Below are 17,515 nucleotides of genomic sequence, written 5' to 3'. Positions count from 1 at the left end.
GAAAAAATTAGGCATAAAAAAAGCCCCTAATGTAGGAGCTTTTTTATGCAAACTAGTTAGTTATGTTAAGCAGCTAACAAGTTATCGCTATATTATTAACATAAACCTGCAGCGATACATGTTCCAGTTTTTGTCCACTCTACAGGAATACCAGCACTTGGCGTTAAAATATACGTCGCAGATCCTGCTGCAGCAGTAGCAGTCGCTGTTATAACACCATCAGTAGTTACCACAGATGCAACCTTATCTGTTGCTCCTGCTGCTACAACACCATTTGAGCCATCATCTAAATCGACAAGAGCCACACCTGTTTGTCTGCCAATTTCAACAGCAATTTTAGCAGGGCTTGTTGCTAATACAACCTCTGAAAATTTAGCTTTAAGCGTATAAGTTTGATAAGCAGGTAGTGCAACAGCGGCTAAAATACCGATAATCGCAACAACGATCATTAATTCGATAAGGGTAAAACCCTTTGCTTTGTTTACAGATTTAGTATTTAAAAATTTTACGTTTTTCATAATAGGTATTTCCATACTTAATTACGGGGGCTGGATTCATCTTGCGACAAAAATCAGGAAATGTAAAATTTTGTGACACTTTTTTTGTCTTTATTTTTTTAAAAGTTAAAAGTTGTTAGTTATTAACGACTTTTTAACTTAGTTTATTCTTATTAATGACTAAACGAATCGCATAGACAGGTCGATAGCGGTAACATGTTTAGTCAACGCGCCAACTGATATAAAATCCACACCTGATTTTGCGTAGCTTTTTAATGTTTCAATGGTCATGTTGCCAGAAACTTCTAATTTGGTCTTCCCTTGAGATATTTTAGCGGTCGCTTCTACCGCTTGTTCAATCATCTCATGACTAAAGTTATCAAGCATAATAATATCGCTGCCAGCATTTAGCGCTTGGTTGAGTTCGTCTATACTTTCAACTTCGACTTCAACAGTTATGTTTGGATGATTTTTTCGAGCGGTTTGAATAGACTTTTCAATACCACCACACGCAGCAATATGATTCTCTTTAATTAAGAAAGCATCGAATAAACCAATACGGTGATTAACACCGCCACCACATTTAACCGCATATTTTTGCGCGCTACGTAAACCTGGGATCGTTTTACGGGTATCAAGCAATTTCGTATTTGTGTTTGACAACTCTTTAACATAAGTACTGGTTAATGTTGCCGTACCAGAAAGCGACTGTAAAAAATTTAAAGCGCTACGTTCGCCGGTAAGCAGAATGCGTGCGTTACCCGACAATTCAAATAAGGTGGTATTGGCCTTAACACTCTCGCCATCGTTAACAAACCAAGTGATATGAGTTTGAGTACGATAAATAGCATCGAGTTGTGCAAAAACTTCATTTACCCAAGCAACACCACAAACGATACAATTTTCGCGGGTAATGATATTAGCAACCGCGATATTTTGAGCAGGAATGAGTTCAGCCGTAATGTCTTGGCTATTTTTTAATGCATCAGCGTTATCAACGCCCAAGTCTTCACATAATGCCCACGTTACTGTTTTTTGAATATCATGTTGTAGTTGCACACAAAGCATTGAATTTTATTCTCTTGTTTGTAAGTAATTAAGTCAGTTTTCAGTTGGTTGCTAATAGCGAGTAGATCTTCGTTGGTAAGTTATCGTTCACGTAAAATAAGTTGCTTACCTACTTGACTGAATTCTACCCTTTTTAGTGCGCTCATGCCCAATAGAATTTGATTTGATTGCATACTGGGGTTGATGTGGGCGGCTACATCATACAAATAGATATTACCAATACTCAGTTGTTGTAATTTTGTTTGATAAACAGTAGTCGTGCCATTTGCCGTGTTAACGCGTGATGAACCATAACCCTTTAACTGTAATTCTTCGGCAATGCGCGCAGGAATTGACACTTGGGTTGCTCCGGTATCAAGTAAAAAAACTACCGGCAATTCATTGATTTCACCATGAACGACATAATGCCCTTGGCGGTCTTGCTGCAGTGTTACTTCAGCTTTACCTTGACTATTTAAATTCATTTTAGGGTCTTTATTTGGATCCCATTGCTTATCAAGTACATCTTGAAAAAAAAATACCAATAATGCTAAGGCAAATAACCAAGCTAGCCAAATAAATATTTTTCCCATTTTGTTTGTCGGATCAAATTCAGTCATACTCTACACACAGATCTTGAAAATCAAATAGTAACGCCATTGTATGACGAAAGACTTTAAAAATAAATTAGCAATAAAGCATAAATGCAATATGCCCATCAGTTTTGGCTGGCTTGTTAATGAAGAGCAGCAAAAATCGCCACATTTTAGCGTGCGAGAGAAAACCGATACAGTAAACTTGTTGGTTGTCCACAATATATCACTACCGCCAAAGCAATTTGGCGGCGGATATATTACTGACTTTTTTTTAGGGAAGTTAGATGTAAAAGCTCATCCGTATTTTGATGAAATTGCTCAATTAAAAGTATCAGCCCATTGTTTGATCACCAGAGAGGGGCAAATTATTCAATATGTTTCATTCGCCGATAAAGCTTGGCATGCTGGTGTATCTTCATATCAAGGACGAGACAAATGTAATGATTTTTCTATTGGTATTGAATTAGAAGGGACTGATGATATTTCTTACACAGCTGCACAATATTATTCGTTGGCACAATTAACCCAAACGCTTCAGCAAAATTACCCGAGTATTAAAAATAATATAGCAGGGCATAGTGACATTGCTCCTGGGAGAAAAACAGATCCCGGCAATGCTTTTAATTGGCAGTATTTTCATCATTGTTTAAAGTCTAGTTAATTCAATAGCAAAAGGTATATACTCATTTAAAAAGAGTATTAAAAATTAGGAAAATTTTATGAGTCTTATTAGCTTACTTATTGCATTGGCTGCTGAACGTTATTTGTCGACAACATCATGGCAGTTTAAAACTTATTTTCATGCTTATGTTGGTCTATTTAAACGCTCTAAACTAATGCATTTAGCGAAGCAGTCAATTGTGTCTCAATTGATTTTTATTGCCATACCTGTAATTGCTTGCGATTTATTACTCGAACTTGTTGATGATGGCTTACTTTATCTGGTCTTTTCAACTCTCATCTTAATTGTTTGTTTTGGTTGTGTTAAAACTCGACAGTGCTATAAAGATTACTTATTGTCAGCTTTTCGAGGTGAACCGACAACCTGTGGATTACACCATAGGCAACTACAACAAGATACCAGCAGTGCGCCAATGAGTTTTGGTCAACTATTGGTGTGGTTAAACTACCGATACTTTATCGCTATTATGATTTTCTTTGTTGTTTTTGGACCGGCAGGCGCACTATTTTATCGTTTATTGGTTACCATGAATGAATCGCCTGAAATATTCGAAAACGTGACGAAAGAAGAGAGTGTAGATACTGAAAGTGATGAAGCTGATATTAATGTAAATGTCGAAAGTAAAGCCGAAGCTACACCAATAGATTTTATTGAAAAAAATAAAACGCCACTATTAAAAGATATATTATTTTGGGTGGATTGGTTACCGGTTCGCCTTGTGGCTTTTGGTTACATGCTAGTAGGACACTTCTCTAAAGCAATAGCAGTATGGCTAGAAAACTTTTTTGATATCAATAAACAACCTAATCAAATACTGATCAGTGTGGCGCAAAAATCTGAAGACTTTATGGTCGACGCTGATGATTGTACTGCCGAGCCTTGTTTATTAGTGAGATTAGCAAAGCGTACGCTATTGTTATGTTTGGCCGTGATTTCGGTACTAATATTAACGGGTATTCTTAATTAGCCACCCTCTTTATACTTTCACAGGAGCTTTGCTGTGAAAGTATAAATATAGTAGAGAAATTATCCTGCCTTTTTAAAGCGAGGTTTCCTTTTAGTTTTGCGTTTAAAAGGTACCTTTGGCAGTTGATCAAAAGATTGCTGCCCAGCTTCAGCCACCATACTCTTTAACGTTGCTGTTAACGGCATAATAAAATTTTGATAGTTACTTTTTCGTTCACTAATATCAGTAAGTGTTGCTTCCCATTGTGCGGTCATATCTGGTGTTGTAGCCATTTTAGGTAAAGCGTTTATTAGTGATGTGCCAATATCTGTAGCCGTTATATTCTTTCCTATACGCTGTAAAAAACCGCGTTTAAAAAGTAAATCAATAATACCCGCTCGAGTCGCTTCTGTTCCTAAGCCATCAGTATCTTTAAGAATTTTTTTAATTTCTGTATTTTGAACGAAACGAGCAATACCTGTCATCGCACTGAGTAGTGTTGCATCGTTGTAAGCTTTTGGTGCTTGTGTCACCTTCTCTGCAATTAAACCTTGTTCACAATGTAGAGTTTCACCCTTATTTAATTTAGGTAAAAGTTGTTCTGAATATACGTCTTGTTCGCTATTAGACGACAGGTTGTTTTTTGTTTTGCTTGATTGGAACATTACTTTCCAACCTAGTTGCTGTGGTACCTTTGCATTTACTGTGAATTTTCCTTGGGCTATATCAAGTTCTACTTGCGTTTGTTGGTAGCAATAAGGAGGATAAAACTGTGCAAGATATTGGCGAACAATTAACTGATAAATGTTTATTTCAAAAGAATTAAGTGCAATATTATTGGTTGACTTTTCTGTTGGAATAATGGCGTGGTGAGCACTTACTTTACTGTTATTCCAAGCCTTACTTTGAATGTTACAGTCAGCACCTTTAGCAAATTCCGCGTATTTGTTTTTTGAGTCAGCTAATATTTTAATAATAGAGCTCGCTTGCTGATGATGTTCGACGGGTAAGTATCTAGAGTCGGATCTCGGATAGGTAATCAATTTATGTTTTTCATACAAGGCCTGACAAACATCAAGTACTAGCTTTGCGTTCATAGAAAACTGTTTGGCGGCATCAATTTGTAATGAAGACAAATTATAGGGAAGTGCGGCAAATTGTTTTTTATCTTGTTCGGTGACTAAGGTCACCTTTGCGGGTTTTTCTGCGATACGGCCAACCACGTTTTCTGCGAGTGCTTTGTTAATAATTTTTTTATTGTCATCCATGTAGGGTGCACAAGCATCACTAGGCTGCCATTTAGCGATGAATTTCTCACCGGCAGGTGTAATTATATCTGCATAAACATCGAAATAATCATGAGGAATAAAGTGTGCTATTTGACGATCTTTTTCTACGACTAAACCTAGCAGTGGTGTTTGTACTCGACCCACTGAAAGTACACCATTAAAACCTGCTTTTTGTCCTTGTAAGGTATAAGCCCGAGTCAGATTTATACCGTATAACCAATCAGCTCGAGAACGAGCCAGTGCTGAAATAGATAAAGGCATGAAATCTTGGTTACTTTTTAATGCGTTGAGCGACCTTTTTACAGCAGGTAAGTTTAAGTCGCTGATTAATAAGCGTTTAACTTGCTGTTTTTTAGTTTTAGAGACCTTTAAAAAATCAATAACTTCATCAACCAGTAATTGACCTTCTCTGTCGGGATCGCCAGCATGAATAATTTCGCTTGCACTCTTAACCAACTTACGTAGTACGGAAAGTTGTGAACGTGTTTGTGCTTTTGGCGTTAACTGCCATTGCTCAGGAATAATAGGTAAGTGATCCATTCGCCATTTCTTAAAGTCATCGTTATAAACTTCGGGATCTGCTTGCTCAAGGATATGACCAATACACCAGCTGACCACGTCACCATTGCCAAGCTCAATATAGCCTTTTTGACTTTTGTGAGGTTTGGGTAGGGCTGCGGCAATTGCGCGTCCTAAGCTTGGTTTTTCGGCGATATATAGTTTCAATAGATTTTCCATGGGTCAACACTGTCCACTAAAATAAGCTTAGCACAATAACTGGTTTTTTATACAGCGTTTGTTTTATTCTTTAACCGTGTATTACCTTTTAGAGAGATACTGTCCTTAAAACTTGAGGAGTATGCTAATGATGCAGAGACAATTTAATAACAATTGTAGCAGTGATCATAGTGCTTATTTGATGGCGCTCGTCAGTGGTATGGCAGCTTATTTTTATGAGTGAAATCAACATCATTAATATGTTATGCCTATTGCACCTAATGGCTAAATTTGAGCTTCGCTATTTAGCGAAGCTCAAGGAGATCATTTATCTTTTGGTAAATACTTATAACCATGGATCATTGCAGAAACAATAGAATGTTTCTCACGTCGCTCAGCAAAGAATACGGCTAAAATATGTAGTGGGATCAAGAGCAATAAAATGTAAAAACTATAAACGTGTGCCGTTATAAATGGTTTTCTAAAGCTACGCATTTTTTTGTACGCATTAGCATCAATATTTTCTTTACTGTAAGGTTTAATTAATGTCATCTGGCTTTTATCTTGAGCAATACTGCTAGCAAAATATTGGCCAAACGGCGGGTAATAAATATCGGTACCAGCAATGACTAAACCAGAAAACATTTGCACAGACAAGCTTATCATGAATGCACCAACCATCAGTTTTCCAAGTGGACTATGACCTTTAAAGATTTTATTTTTATCATGCTTAAAATCAGCGAGCTCTTTCTTAAATACGTTACTAAAAGGCAGTGTTTGCCCCCAACGTTCAAAGCCTTTACCCACAAAACCTAGGATAATTCTAAAAATTAAATTTGCTGAAAAAATGTAACCAATCCAAACATGAATTGTTTTCAGGAGGACTTTACCTTCAGTAGAAACGCCTAAATCTTTACTAAAATAAATAATAGTGCCAATAACAATAAGCAGTAATACTGACAAGACATTTAACCAATGAAATAAGCGAATTTTTCTACTCCAAACAAACGTTTTTATTAAAGGTGAACTCTTGTTTATTTGGTTTACTTCCATGTCTATTACTCTTTCTATTGGTTAACGTTTTACCGGTACTTTTATCATAACTGAAAGATTTATAACTCGCTAATGATAAGTGGCCACTCCCCCTATTATTGGTGGTACGATAATTAAAGTGTCTGTAATACTTACCCCTTTATAAAGAGAATGGGGTATGACGAACAAGTAAAACTACCTGAGCATTAATTGTGAGTGTTTTTTTTAAGGTCAATTGATGTAAACTTGCAAGTACAGTAGTCAAAAAACGTATCAAGAGTATGCTTTCAAAAATCGTGTTATTGATAATAACCCTTTGCATCAACCATAAAGGAATTTAACCTCGTGAAAAAAATTGTTTTATATAGTATGAGCAACTGTCCGCATTGTGTTATGGCGAAAACGTACTTTGAAAAAAATAACATTTCATATCGTTTATGTAATGTAAAAACGGCGGCGGGACAAAAAGAGTTTCGCCGAGCAAACTTTAGATCTGTGCCAGTAATAAAGGTTGGCGAGCAATACCTGCAAGGTTTCAAATTAAGCGATTTTAACAAACTCTACAATGATTAATTTGCAGCGTTATCGTTTACTATATTAATGCTCATGCAAATAAATTGCTTTAACTCGTTTTAAAAAAATGGTTATGCTAAAGTTAAATTATGTAACAGATATAAAAATATCATTGATCACGGATGTGTCATGAAGTTTGATTGTTGTCGATTTCTTTCGTTTGCCTTTATTATGTTTGCCTCTCTATGTGGTCAATCGCTGGCAGATAACAATAGGTTATCAGTAGCCCAAGTCGATGTGCCATTTAGCCAGCTAGACATGGATGATGAAATACGCCGACGGCCTTTGCAGACATATCAAAAATTATTAGCCTTAGAAAATGTTTTTTCTGATATGCCTAAGTTACACCAAATTTGGTGGTTATTACGCAAGGCGCAAGCAGAAAATTTACTTTACTTCTATAAAGATTTTAATCAAACGGTTACCCAAGCCATTGCACTTATTGATGCTAATACACCACTCAAAATTCAAAGTAGTCTTTATATTTACCAAGGTCTTATTTATCGCCGAGATGCGCAGTATGCTAATTCTGTACTTATTCTTCGTAAAGCGATGACTATAGCTAAGAAAAGCAACTTAACCTATCTATTCATTATTGCTAAGCAAGAGCTTGCTTATACAAAAAGTATCACTGAACTTTATGAGTTGTCGTTAAATGAAATGCAGGAAGCTTATTTGGAAGCTTATGCATTAAAAGAATATTTTCTGATTGCCGTCATCAATGAAACTTACGGTGCTATTTATGGTTATTTAGATGATTATGAAAAGTCGATTGAATATTATCAAAAAGCGCTAAATACTTATGAACGTTTAAATTATCCCGCACATGTATCAGAGGCTATTTATGGTATCGCTGCAACTTATCGTTACTGGCAAAAATATGATCAAGCGATTCAGTATTTTGAGCTTTATCAAAAAAAAATTGCTTATACTCCTAATACCGAGATTTCTTTTTTCTCTGCCTATGGTTTAGGCATGACACTTGCTGAAAAAGGCGATTGTTTACAAGCCATCACTGTTATTAATCGCGCATTAACACTCAATGGATTAATTGACTATAACGCTGAGCTATACAAGCAACAAGTTCATTGTTTTATTCAATTAGGTAAACTGGAACAAGCTCAAGCATCGTTGACTAAAGCTGAAAATATATTTATGTCGTTGCCTGAATTGGTAGGAACTAAATGGCAACTTGAAGTAATAAAGCTTGGCTCAGAGCTTGCTCATGCAAGAAATAATGACAGTGAAGCGTTTCAATTATCTCGACAGTATTATCAACAATATAACAAATTACTGGTGAAAAATTCTAGCATGCGCTTAACGAGCGCTCGTGCAGCAATGGAAAACGAGCGAATGTACATTGAAAATGCACTGACTCAACAACGAGAAAAAGTTTCTATGTTAGAAAATGAGTCACTTAATCAACAAAAACAACAGAATATTTATTTATTGATATTTATTCTATGTGGCGGTGTAATTGTTATTACGGTGATAACCATTCAATATAAAAATAATAAAAAAATGTATGCTATATCCATTAAAGACCCTTTATCAAATTTATATAACCGTCGCTATATTTTCGAATATTTATCAAATTACTGTAAAGATGTTTTTGTTGAAAAAACAAAATTATCGGTTATTTTGTTTGATATTGATGACTTTAAAAGTGTCAATGATAAATTTGGCCACCCGGTTGGCGATTCAGTTATTAAAAAATTAGCTGATCTTTGCCATGATGTGTTTCGTACTGAAGATGTCATTGGTCGTATTGGGGGAGAAGAGTTTTTATGTATTCTACCACGGACTGATGAAAAGCAATGTAAAGTAATTGCTGAACGACTTTTGAAAAAAATTAGACAGCAAGTTTTTACAGAAAATCTAGGGTTGCAAATTACGGTGAGTATCGGTATTGCTTCCTTGTCCCCAATTAGCCCTACGAGCGAAGCATTATACCTACATGCCGATGCTGCCCTTTATCAGGCAAAGCATAACGGTAAAAACAATGTGGTTATATATCAATAGAAAGCCATTACCTCTTATGAATAATACAACACCATTAACTGTTCAAGCTATTCTCTTATTACAAAGTTATATAAAACAGCTTGGTTTTACCCCCGTAATTCATTTTGAATTAGAAGGTTGTTATCAATTCGACAGTAAAATAGAAAAATTCTCATTGGACTACCAAAGAATTAATCGCCAGTTAGTTCGTGCAGGAATTGATGGCGAATTAGTGCCTGAGTATTGGAATAGTCAGTGGGAGTATGTTTCTTTATTTAACGGCCAGTCACCTTTAAAAGAAGCGGATAATTTAAGCCAAGCAATAAAGTTTTTACCGCGACTATTTGCTGAACAAGGTATCAGTACAACATTAATTAAACCGGTTGTATGGTCTGGGGACAAAGGTAAGTTAGCCAGTGGTAGCGGCGATATATTCACCACTGAAACACGTGCTGTACACATTCCTAATGCAGTACAAATGAATATTAGTGCACTTGATAGCGAAGGTAAAAACATTATTGTTGAACGCGGGTTTGGTGAGTATTTGCAGCAATGTTTTCTTGATACGAGTTTAAACTGTTGTTTAATATATTTACCTGAAGAAGAAGCTTTTGAGCGTTTAGCATTAAAAAGTAAATATGGCTTAGCGGCTGAGTTATGTTCACCTATCGATATTTCAGGTGGGCACCAGGGCAGTATTGCTTTGTACAAAGAAGTAGGAAAACATAATCAGGCTATGGGCGAAGAACCCTTACTTTATGATCATAATAATAAAGTCTTAGTTAAGCAGCACAATTGGCAAAAAACCGCGCGTATCGAACATAGGATTGGCGCTTCAAGTCTGCAATATAATGCTTATTTTAATATTATTTATTCTTTATTGAACTTAATTGATGCACTTGAAGTATATAACACTGATAACTGCAGAAGATTGCTCCGTAAAGAAGTTCATCAGCAAAATTTACCTTCATCATTGCATGATAATACTTTGACAAAATGCGTAGGTGCAATATCCTTATTTGATAATGATCACTGGTTTAGTGAACGTTTAAATAAGATATTTACTCGTTCATGTGGTGAACAGATGTCAGAGCAGTTATTATTAGGTGATAAAATAAAGCAAATGATTTTAGCGCCATACCAACAGAAACTTATTCTCACTCATACATTATAATTAATTTAAAAATAAAATATGACTCTTATTAATAATCAAAATATTACCCCTCAGCTTAATGGTTTATCTATAGATGATAAGCGCGCAGAGCTGAAAAGTTACTTTCATAATACATGGACGACCTACGAGTCGTTATTTGCTTTAATCAATAACGACCAAGCATACTATTTGCGGCCTGAGACATTACGCCACCCCCTTATTTTTTATTTTGGCCATACGGCTACCTTCTTTATTAATAAATTACTCTTGGGTAAATACATTAATAAGCGCGTTAATACCAAGTTAGAAGCCGTTTGCGCTGTTGGTGTTGATGAAATGAGCTGGGATGATCTTAACAGTGAGCATTACGACTGGCCTAATGTTGATGAAGTAAGAGAATACCGCCAGCAAGTTTTCGCTTTGGTTAATAACCTCATTGATACGATGGAACTAAGTTTACCCATTAAACAAGACTCATTAGCTTGGGTAATACTGATGGGCTGTGAGCATGAACGCATACATCTAGAAACATCATCGGTGATCATGCGTATGCTGCCATTAAATTGCTTAACACCGCCAACGGAGACAGCTAGCCAATGGGCAAGCTGTACTCATTATTCTGCGGCACCTAATAATGAATTATTAGCGGTTGCTGAACAATCTGTTATTTTAGGTAAAAAATTAAGTGATGAAACTTATGGCTGGGATAACGAATATGGTGAATTATCAGTTGATGTTAGTGCGTTTTCAGCCTCTAAATATTTAGTTTCTAATCAAGAGTTTTTAGTTTTTATCGACGCAGGTGGTTATAAAAAACCTCATTATTGGACTGAGGAAGGTCAAAAATGGTTAAGCTTTACTAAAGCTGAGATGCCACGTTTTTGGCGCAATAACAGTGGAGAATACTTGCAACGTAATTTACTTAACGAGATTCCTTTACCTTTAAATTGGCCTGCAGAAGTTAACTACTTAGAAGCAAAAGCTTTTTGCCAGTGGAAAAGTGAGCAAACAACGTTAAACATTGCTATGCCTACCGAAGCTCAGTGGCATTGCTTACGAGAAGGTACCAGTGATAATCAAGGGAATGAGCAAGCCCCATCAGGGAATATCAACTTAGCCCACTATGCTTCGTCATGCCCTGTTGATGAGTTTTCAGCCGGAAAGTTTTATGATGTTACGGGTAATGTTTGGCAATGGAGTGAGTCTGCAATTGATGGTTATGAGGGATTTAAAGTTCATCCACTTTATGACGATTTCTCTACACCCACTTTTGATGGAAAACATAACCTAATTAAAGGTGGGTCATGGATCTCAACAGGCAACGAGACTATTCAATCGTCTCGTTATGCTTTTAGACGTCATTTTACTCAGCATGCGGGTTTTCGTTACGTTGAAAACACTGACGGTAAAATACCATTAACACCGGTTAATTGTTATGAAACTGATATTGAAGTATGTCAGCAACTTGAAAGCCATTACGGTGAAGAACATTTAAGTATTGCTAATTACTCACAACAAGTGGGTCAATTGCTATTAAGCAAAGTCAAAGAACTGGCGACTAATACCAACAAATTATTGCATGTAGGCTGTAGTGTTGGCCGCACTGCTTTTGAGTTATCTGAACACTTCCAGCATATTGACGCCGTAGATTTTTCTGCCCGTTATATTCAATACGGTGTGCAACTTCAACAACAAAAAACACTCCGTTACACTAACGTTATTTCAGGTGATATACAGAGTTTTCATGAAGTGTCACTTAAGACGTTAGCGTTGGAAGGCTTTGCTGAAAATATTTTATTTAGCCAAGGTGATGCCAGTAATTTAAAGCCGATGTTTAATGGCTATGATGCTATTTTAGTGGAACATGCTTTAGAAAAAAGTTATCAGCCTAAACAGTTGTTAGCCACACTATCACAGCGATTGAATGAGCAAGGTTTATTGTTTGTATTAACAGATCATCAGTACACAACGCAATATACTGAAAAAGAAAGTTGGTTAGGCGGACTGAAAGTCAATGGTGAAAATGTTATTGGTTTTGATGGCTTACAAGAAAAGCTAGCGGAAGATTTTTGCTTTTTAGGTGCACAGCCCTTAACGAGAGTGATTAAGAAAAACCAATGTACTTATACGGTGACAACCACGGAAATGTCAGTTTGGCAGCGTAAAAAGTCGTAAATGATGAAGAACCTTTTACCGGCACATATTGCTTTTGGTCAACGCCTAGCGAGCAATCAAAAAGTGACTATAGAACACAATTTGAGCAACTCTTGTGGGCAAAGTTTATCTGTTGCCCAGCTTTGTCTTTTAGGTGAAACTAGCCTCGAAGTATTGCTGGGTGATCAGGCGTTATCTTATGCGTCGATAAATGGAAGCCACCGTTTACGATCACTTATTGCTGCTTTTCATCAAGATTATAATCATCATCAAGCGGAACTCTCGGCTGACAATGTTTTAACCTTTTGTGGTGCCCAAGAAGCGTTGTCTGCTATTTATCAAACAGTACTGCTTGAAGATGAAATAACAAACTGTAATAGTGTTGAGCAACAATCAGCCATTGAAATTGTGGTGATCACACCGTGTTATCCCTCTTTAGTCACAATGGCAGAGCAGATGGGAATAACTGTCAGGTGCCTAACGGTTGACTTTCAACAAAGCTGGCAGATTAATCAGCAAGAACTTTTAGCCTTAGTAAACGAAAAGACTCGATTAATTGTCCTCAATTCACCACATAATCCAACCGGTAGCGTAATAGAGACTAAATTCGCTGAGCAAATTTTAGCGATAGCAAAGCAATTCAATTGCTACCTTTTAGCTGACGATGTATCCCAAGCGAGTAACTATAATAATATTGACTTATCCCATCGCTATTTAGATTATGATCGCGCTATTGTTGTGTCGGTGTTATCAAAGAGCTTTGGCTTGGCGGGTCTTCGTATCGGCTGGGCAATATCTCAAAGTAAGTCTTTTTTGAAAAAACTCTTAGCAGTAAAAGCACAAGGGTCGATCTGCACCTCTATTGTAGATGAAAAATTGGCAGAAATTGCTCTGGAAAACTATCAAAAAATAATTATAAAAAATAATGCTATTATCAAAAAAAATATTACTTTATTTCAGTTGTTTATCGAAAAAAACAATGCATATTTTAGTTGGCATCCTCCGCAAGCAGGTTTACTGACATTAGTTAAATGTCATACCGAAATACCGATACTTAACTGGGCTGAAATACTTGCCGAGCAAACAGGAATATTCGTTTATCCAGCCTGTTTATTTGGGCTATCAGGGTCTTATTTTCGTTTAGGACTTGGCGGGGAAAACTTTCCTGTGATATTACAGTCATTACAACGCTTTGTTGATAAACCGGTATAGTCAACTTTACGTTGGTGTTACGTAAAAATTCATTCATTGTATATATTTGATCAATTATCTACTTTTATAATCAATAGTTATGGGCGAACAGCAACTCGTCTTTATGCTTACAGGTATAAGTAGATCATAAAAAAATGACAAATAGCGCCCCCTAGTACGAACAGGTGCCAAATAGCATGATTGAAGTGAATCCGCTTTTGCACATAAAAAATAACGCCTAAACAATAAATAGCCCCACCTAATGCCAGCAGTGTTAACCCTTCGCTTGATAGTTTTTCATTCAACTGTTCAATAATTGTTATTGATATGAGTCCCATACCTAAATAGGTGATCAAGGATGTTTTTTTAAAACGGTGGCCAAACTTTAGTTTAAAGAACACACCCAGTATGGCTAAAGTCCAGATAATCATTAACATAATCATCCCAAGTTGATCATTCAATGAAATTAACATTAATGGAGTATAAGTGCCGGCTATTAATAAGTAGATAGCACAATGGTCAAGTAATTTAAAAAGCTTTTTCTTATGAATATCTTGAAAAGAGTGATAAAAAGTTGAGGCGCTAAACAATAAAATTAAACTGGCACCATATACAGAGAAACTAATTATTTTTATTAAACTATTGTCGACAATAGCGGCGGTTAATAGCATGTAGCAGGCAATAATAGACAATATGGCACCTAGTGCGTGAGTCAACGTATTGGCGATTTCTTCATTCTTACTGTAACTTGCTTGGCTTGTCATTTATTATCCTGTTATGTTTTTTTGCTTTTCAGTGCACACGTGTACACTGAAATAATAACATAAAAAATAGTTGAAACAAGAGGTCAGACCAAGGAGTTTTTGATATAAAAAAAGAGCTTGGGTAAGCTCTTGATTAGACAAAATAATTATTTTATTTTTCAGAATAAATTTTTAGTTCATCATAAATTTTTAATGATAGGCATTACAACGCTAATTCAATAACCATCGCTTTGAGTTCTTCTTTAGAAATAGAGTTGTTATGATTGACATCAAATTTGTTAAAAATGCTCTCACACATACGAAGGCCTTTATCTTGTAAAAGGCATTCAATCAGTTCAACAAACTCACTACGACTAATCGCGCCATCTTTGTCTTCATCGAAAACTTCAAATAATTCATCAACCCACTGATTAATGTTCATCAGTATTCCTTTTTAATAAGTATTACATCTATTAAAGACTTTATCTTTAATTACCCTGTTTGTGAATGTTTAATTGCAAGATTCAACGAATAAGAGTTATTTGAATATTCATCGGTGAAAGTTTATTCATGATATCTGTATCGAAGCTACATTCTGCTGTAGGTAGAGTATATACTTTAACAAAATCAATAATTACTGAATAAAAATGACTATTATCAGACAAGAAACAAAAACAAGAATGAGCCGTATTGTTAAACATAACGGTGTCATTTATTTATGCGGGCAAGTTTGCAAAGATGCGAGCTTTGGCATTGAAGAACAAACACATTCAATGTTAGAGAAGGTTGATGAATTACTAGAGCAAGCAGGTAGTGATAAAAAGCATATTTTATCGGCAACAATTTACATAAAAGATATGAGTGACTTTTCAAAAATGAATAACATTTGGGATAACTGGATCCCCGAGGGTTTTGCTCCGGCAAGAGCTTGTGTCGAAGCTGGTATGGCACGAAATGCATTACTCATTGAAATATCGGTAATCGCTGCAGAGATATAATCAGTATTTAAATGTTCAGTTAACTTAACATATTTTATACATACGTATGAAATATGTTGATTTTAACGACATATGCCTCAATTTAAAAAGTTATTTTTACTCAAAAGTGGCTGGTATTTTATTTTTTTCTTTATCTGTTATCCTTTTGCTTTTCTTGTATGACACTTTTATAATATTCATCTATACTTCATTGGGTTAGCTTTTATTAAAGCAACTTTATTTTAACAATACAGTAAGAACATAAGAACATAAGAACATAAACTCTAAGGTGAATAATATGAAAAGTAAAATAGCGGTACTAGCGATTGCTAGTAGCTTTATTTCCTATACGGCTCAAGCAGATATCAATTTAAGTGGCTTCGCTTCAATAACAGGTGGTATCACTACATCGAGTGATGAAAAACTGTATGGCTTTAATGATACTTTTGACTTTAAAAATGGTTCATTACTGGCAATTCAAGCATCAAGTAATATAGGTGAAGGTCTTGATATTACTGCACAAATTGTTTCGCGCGGTGATAATGATTGGGATACTGAATTTGAATGGGCCTACGTTAGCTATAACGTAAACGATAACTTTAGGGTTTTGGCTGGGCGTCAACGAGCACCTTTCTTTATGTACTCAGACTTTTTAGATGTTTCGTATGCTTATCCGTGGATAACACCACCAAAAGGTGTTTACGATTTAATTTTTAATACCTTTGACGGTCTTAGCGGTATATACAGTAGTACTCTTGGAGAATTTGATACGACTTACCATTTTATTGCGGGTAATAACTCCGATGAAATCGAAGTCTTTGGTGAAAAAACAAAGCCTAGCATGGATAATATCTTAGGTGGCGCTGCTACCTTTAACAGAGATTGGTTAACCTTAAGAGCGGCTTATTTTAATGCTGATGTATCAATACCTTTAACTGAATTAGATGGACTTGCTAAGCTTTGGAGTGAAAATGGTTACCCAACCTTTGCAGGCAATACTAGTATTTTTGAAGACAAAGCAACGTTCACTGAACTTGGCTTTCAAATTGACTATGAAGGCATCTTAGTTGTTGGCGAATATACAACGCTTAAAATAGATAATACGATATTAGGTGAAGAAGAGTCTTATTATGTGATGCTAGGTAAGCGCTTTGATAATTACTTAGTACACATTACTTACGGTGTTGATGAAGACACTGCGGCGAACGATTTTACTAGCGTTATACCGTCAGGAACTCCTCTTGACGCTTTAAAATTGCCAACACAAAAGACTATAACTGATCAAAAAAATGACTCAAGCTATGTTACTGTTGGTTTACGTTGGGATTTTCATAGCTCAGCGTCATTAAAGTTTGAATATACCGGTTTTAATGATGACCTTAATGGTGTCAATGATGCTGGTTTATTCCGCACTTCACTTGTTACTGTTTTTTAGGGGATTGATGATGAAATATATAAAAGTCACTGCGATCTTACTTTCAATAGGCTTTAGTTTAACGGCTTCTGCCGATATTGCTGTTATTGTTAACCCGGCTAATTCTAGTGCGCTGACCGACAGAGACATCTCTCGGATTTTTTTAGGTAAAAATAAGAAATTTGCTAACGGTGCTTCTGTTATGGCAGCAAATTTAAAGGATGAAAGTGCGGCTCGAGAAGAGTTTGAAAGTAAAGTGTTGAAAAAGACTAGCTACCAAGTTAAATCTTATTGGGCTAAGCAAATTTTCTCTGGTAAGGCCAAACCTTTAGCAGAATTTGACAACGATGCTGAGGTTTTAAGTTTTGTTGCGGCTAACCCTGATGCCATTGGTTATATTGATGCTGCTAAAGTTAGTGATAAAGTTAAAGTGATTAAAACCTTTTAAATAACTCTGGTATTATAAAACGAGTATCAACAGTGATTTTCAATTGTCTGTTGGT

General features: G+C 35.9%; 17 protein-coding genes. 10 read left to right on the top strand and 7 right to left on the bottom strand.

Annotated features, from left to right (window positions below; translation table 11 throughout):
• Positions 1-95 precede the first annotated feature (95 nt).
• From H4J73_RS14825 to H4J73_RS14815, 3 genes are all read right to left on the bottom strand, one after another.
• Entirely contained in the window at positions 96-518 is a 423-nt protein-coding gene (locus H4J73_RS14825; RefSeq protein ID WP_182177097.1) for a prepilin-type N-terminal cleavage/methylation domain-containing protein, read from the bottom strand.
• A 159-nt stretch (positions 519-677) separates the two neighbouring features.
• On the bottom strand, positions 678-1,556 hold the full coding sequence (gene nadC / locus H4J73_RS14820) for a carboxylating nicotinate-nucleotide diphosphorylase (protein WP_404851832.1): 879 nt from the start codon (positions 1,554-1,556) through the stop codon (positions 678-680).
• A gap of 89 nt (positions 1,557-1,645) precedes the next feature.
• Positions 1,646-2,164 carry a TIGR02281 family clan AA aspartic protease gene (locus H4J73_RS14815; RefSeq protein WP_182177095.1) on the bottom strand — a complete coding sequence of 173 codons (519 nt, stop codon included), beginning with the start codon at positions 2,162-2,164 and terminating at the stop codon, positions 1,646-1,648.
• A gap of 91 nt (positions 2,165-2,255) precedes the next feature.
• Between H4J73_RS14815 and ampD the strand changes: the two genes are divergently transcribed.
• Together ampD and ampE are read left to right on the top strand one after the other, a co-directional pair.
• Positions 2,256-2,801, top strand: coding sequence for a 1,6-anhydro-N-acetylmuramyl-L-alanine amidase AmpD (gene ampD, locus H4J73_RS14810; protein ID WP_182223684.1), 546 nt, complete (start codon positions 2,256-2,258; stop codon positions 2,799-2,801).
• 58 nt (positions 2,802-2,859) lie between these two features.
• A complete protein-coding gene (ampE, locus tag H4J73_RS14805; RefSeq protein ID WP_182177094.1) occupies positions 2,860-3,789 on the top strand; it encodes a beta-lactamase regulator AmpE in 930 nt (309 codons plus the stop codon).
• A gap of 59 nt (positions 3,790-3,848) precedes the next feature.
• Here ampE and H4J73_RS14800 read toward each other — a convergent pair whose 3' ends face one another.
• Both H4J73_RS14800 and H4J73_RS14795 read right to left on the bottom strand, forming a co-directional pair.
• Positions 3,849-5,783 carry a DNA topoisomerase III gene (locus tag H4J73_RS14800; RefSeq protein WP_182177093.1) on the bottom strand — a complete coding sequence of 645 codons (1,935 nt, stop codon included), beginning with the start codon at positions 5,781-5,783 and terminating at the stop codon, positions 3,849-3,851.
• Between the two features lie 315 nt (positions 5,784-6,098).
• Positions 6,099-6,827 carry a cytochrome b/b6 domain-containing protein gene (locus H4J73_RS14795; RefSeq protein ID WP_182223633.1) on the bottom strand — a complete coding sequence of 243 codons (729 nt, stop codon included), beginning with the start codon at positions 6,825-6,827 and terminating at the stop codon, positions 6,099-6,101.
• Positions 6,828-7,151: 324 nt separating this feature from the next.
• On the opposite strand from H4J73_RS14795, the gene H4J73_RS14790 reads away from it, so the two are divergent.
• The 5 genes from H4J73_RS14790 to H4J73_RS14770 all read left to right on the top strand — a co-directional run bounded on the left by H4J73_RS14790 (position 7,152) and on the right by H4J73_RS14770 (position 13,899).
• A complete protein-coding gene (locus H4J73_RS14790; protein WP_182177091.1) occupies positions 7,152-7,379 on the top strand; it encodes a glutaredoxin family protein in 228 nt (75 codons plus the stop codon).
• Positions 7,380-7,508: 129 nt separating this feature from the next.
• Positions 7,509-9,401: a diguanylate cyclase gene (locus tag H4J73_RS14785; RefSeq protein WP_182177090.1), complete on the top strand. Its 1,893-nt coding sequence runs from the start codon at positions 7,509-7,511 to the stop codon at positions 9,399-9,401.
• 16 nt (positions 9,402-9,417) lie between these two features.
• The gene (locus H4J73_RS14780; RefSeq protein ID WP_182177089.1) at positions 9,418-10,554 is read left to right on the top strand and encodes a hypothetical protein; all 1,137 of its coding nucleotides are present in this window, start codon (positions 9,418-9,420) and stop codon (positions 10,552-10,554) included.
• Positions 10,555-10,572: 18 nt separating this feature from the next.
• Positions 10,573-12,708, top strand: coding sequence for a 5-histidylcysteine sulfoxide synthase (ovoA, locus tag H4J73_RS14775; protein WP_182177088.1), 2,136 nt, complete (start codon positions 10,573-10,575; stop codon positions 12,706-12,708).
• Entirely contained in the window at positions 12,709-13,899 is a 1,191-nt protein-coding gene (locus H4J73_RS14770) for a pyridoxal phosphate-dependent aminotransferase (RefSeq protein WP_182223634.1), read from the top strand. It abuts the gene before it with no gap.
• Between the two features lie 107 nt (positions 13,900-14,006).
• Here the strand turns inward: H4J73_RS14770 and H4J73_RS14765 are convergent, their stop codons facing one another.
• Together H4J73_RS14765 and H4J73_RS14760 are read right to left on the bottom strand one after the other, a co-directional pair.
• Entirely contained in the window at positions 14,007-14,642 is a 636-nt protein-coding gene (locus H4J73_RS14765) for a hemolysin III family protein (protein WP_182177086.1), read from the bottom strand.
• 202 nt (positions 14,643-14,844) lie between these two features.
• Positions 14,845-15,063, bottom strand: a complete 219-nt coding sequence (locus H4J73_RS14760; RefSeq protein ID WP_182177085.1) for an EF-hand domain-containing protein — start codon at positions 15,061-15,063, stop codon at positions 14,845-14,847.
• A 205-nt stretch (positions 15,064-15,268) separates the two neighbouring features.
• Between H4J73_RS14760 and H4J73_RS14755 the strand changes: the two genes are divergently transcribed.
• The 3 genes from H4J73_RS14755 to H4J73_RS14745 all read left to right on the top strand — a co-directional run bounded on the left by H4J73_RS14755 (position 15,269) and on the right by H4J73_RS14745 (position 17,460).
• The gene (locus tag H4J73_RS14755) at positions 15,269-15,619 is read left to right on the top strand and encodes a RidA family protein (protein ID WP_182177084.1); all 351 of its coding nucleotides are present in this window, start codon (positions 15,269-15,271) and stop codon (positions 15,617-15,619) included.
• 277 nt (positions 15,620-15,896) lie between these two features.
• Complete coding sequence (locus H4J73_RS14750) at positions 15,897-17,033, top strand: porin (RefSeq protein WP_182177083.1); 1,137 nt, start codon at positions 15,897-15,899, stop codon at positions 17,031-17,033.
• Between the two features lie 7 nt (positions 17,034-17,040).
• Positions 17,041-17,460, top strand: a complete 420-nt coding sequence (locus H4J73_RS14745) for a phosphate ABC transporter substrate-binding protein (RefSeq protein WP_182177082.1) — start codon at positions 17,041-17,043, stop codon at positions 17,458-17,460.
• The last annotated feature ends 55 nt before the right edge of the window (positions 17,461-17,515 follow it).

This window comes from Colwellia sp. MB3u-41 (genome assembly GCF_014076845.1).
In the GTDB taxonomy this organism is placed as follows: domain Bacteria; phylum Pseudomonadota; class Gammaproteobacteria; order Enterobacterales; family Alteromonadaceae; genus Colwellia_A.
The sequence above is the reverse complement of the archived record's forward strand: the minus strand, read 5'-3'. Positions and strand labels throughout refer to the sequence as shown.

Coding starts and splice junctions, on each gene's coding strand:
- H4J73_RS14825 (WP_182177097.1), bottom strand. CDS start 518: ATGAAAAACGTAAAATTTTTAAATACTAAATCTGTAAACAAAGCAAAG.
- H4J73_RS14815 (WP_182177095.1), bottom strand. CDS start 2,164: ATGACTGAATTTGATCCGACAAACAAAATGGGAAAAATATTTATTTGG.
- ampD (WP_182223684.1), top strand. CDS start 2,256: ATGCCCATCAGTTTTGGCTGGCTTGTTAATGAAGAGCAGCAAAAATCG.
- ampE (WP_182177094.1), top strand. CDS start 2,860: ATGAGTCTTATTAGCTTACTTATTGCATTGGCTGCTGAACGTTATTTG.
- H4J73_RS14795 (WP_182223633.1), bottom strand. CDS start 6,827: ATGGAAGTAAACCAAATAAACAAGAGTTCACCTTTAATAAAAACGTTT.
- H4J73_RS14785 (WP_182177090.1), top strand. CDS start 7,509: ATGAAGTTTGATTGTTGTCGATTTCTTTCGTTTGCCTTTATTATGTTT.
- H4J73_RS14780 (WP_182177089.1), top strand. CDS start 9,418: ATGAATAATACAACACCATTAACTGTTCAAGCTATTCTCTTATTACAA.
- ovoA (WP_182177088.1), top strand. CDS start 10,573: ATGACTCTTATTAATAATCAAAATATTACCCCTCAGCTTAATGGTTTA.
- H4J73_RS14770 (WP_182223634.1), top strand. CDS start 12,709: ATGATGAAGAACCTTTTACCGGCACATATTGCTTTTGGTCAACGCCTA.
- H4J73_RS14765 (WP_182177086.1), bottom strand. CDS start 14,642: ATGACAAGCCAAGCAAGTTACAGTAAGAATGAAGAAATCGCCAATACG.
- H4J73_RS14760 (WP_182177085.1), bottom strand. CDS start 15,063: ATGAACATTAATCAGTGGGTTGATGAATTATTTGAAGTTTTCGATGAA.
- H4J73_RS14755 (WP_182177084.1), top strand. CDS start 15,269: ATGACTATTATCAGACAAGAAACAAAAACAAGAATGAGCCGTATTGTT.
- H4J73_RS14750 (WP_182177083.1), top strand. CDS start 15,897: ATGAAAAGTAAAATAGCGGTACTAGCGATTGCTAGTAGCTTTATTTCC.
- H4J73_RS14745 (WP_182177082.1), top strand. CDS start 17,041: ATGATGAAATATATAAAAGTCACTGCGATCTTACTTTCAATAGGCTTT.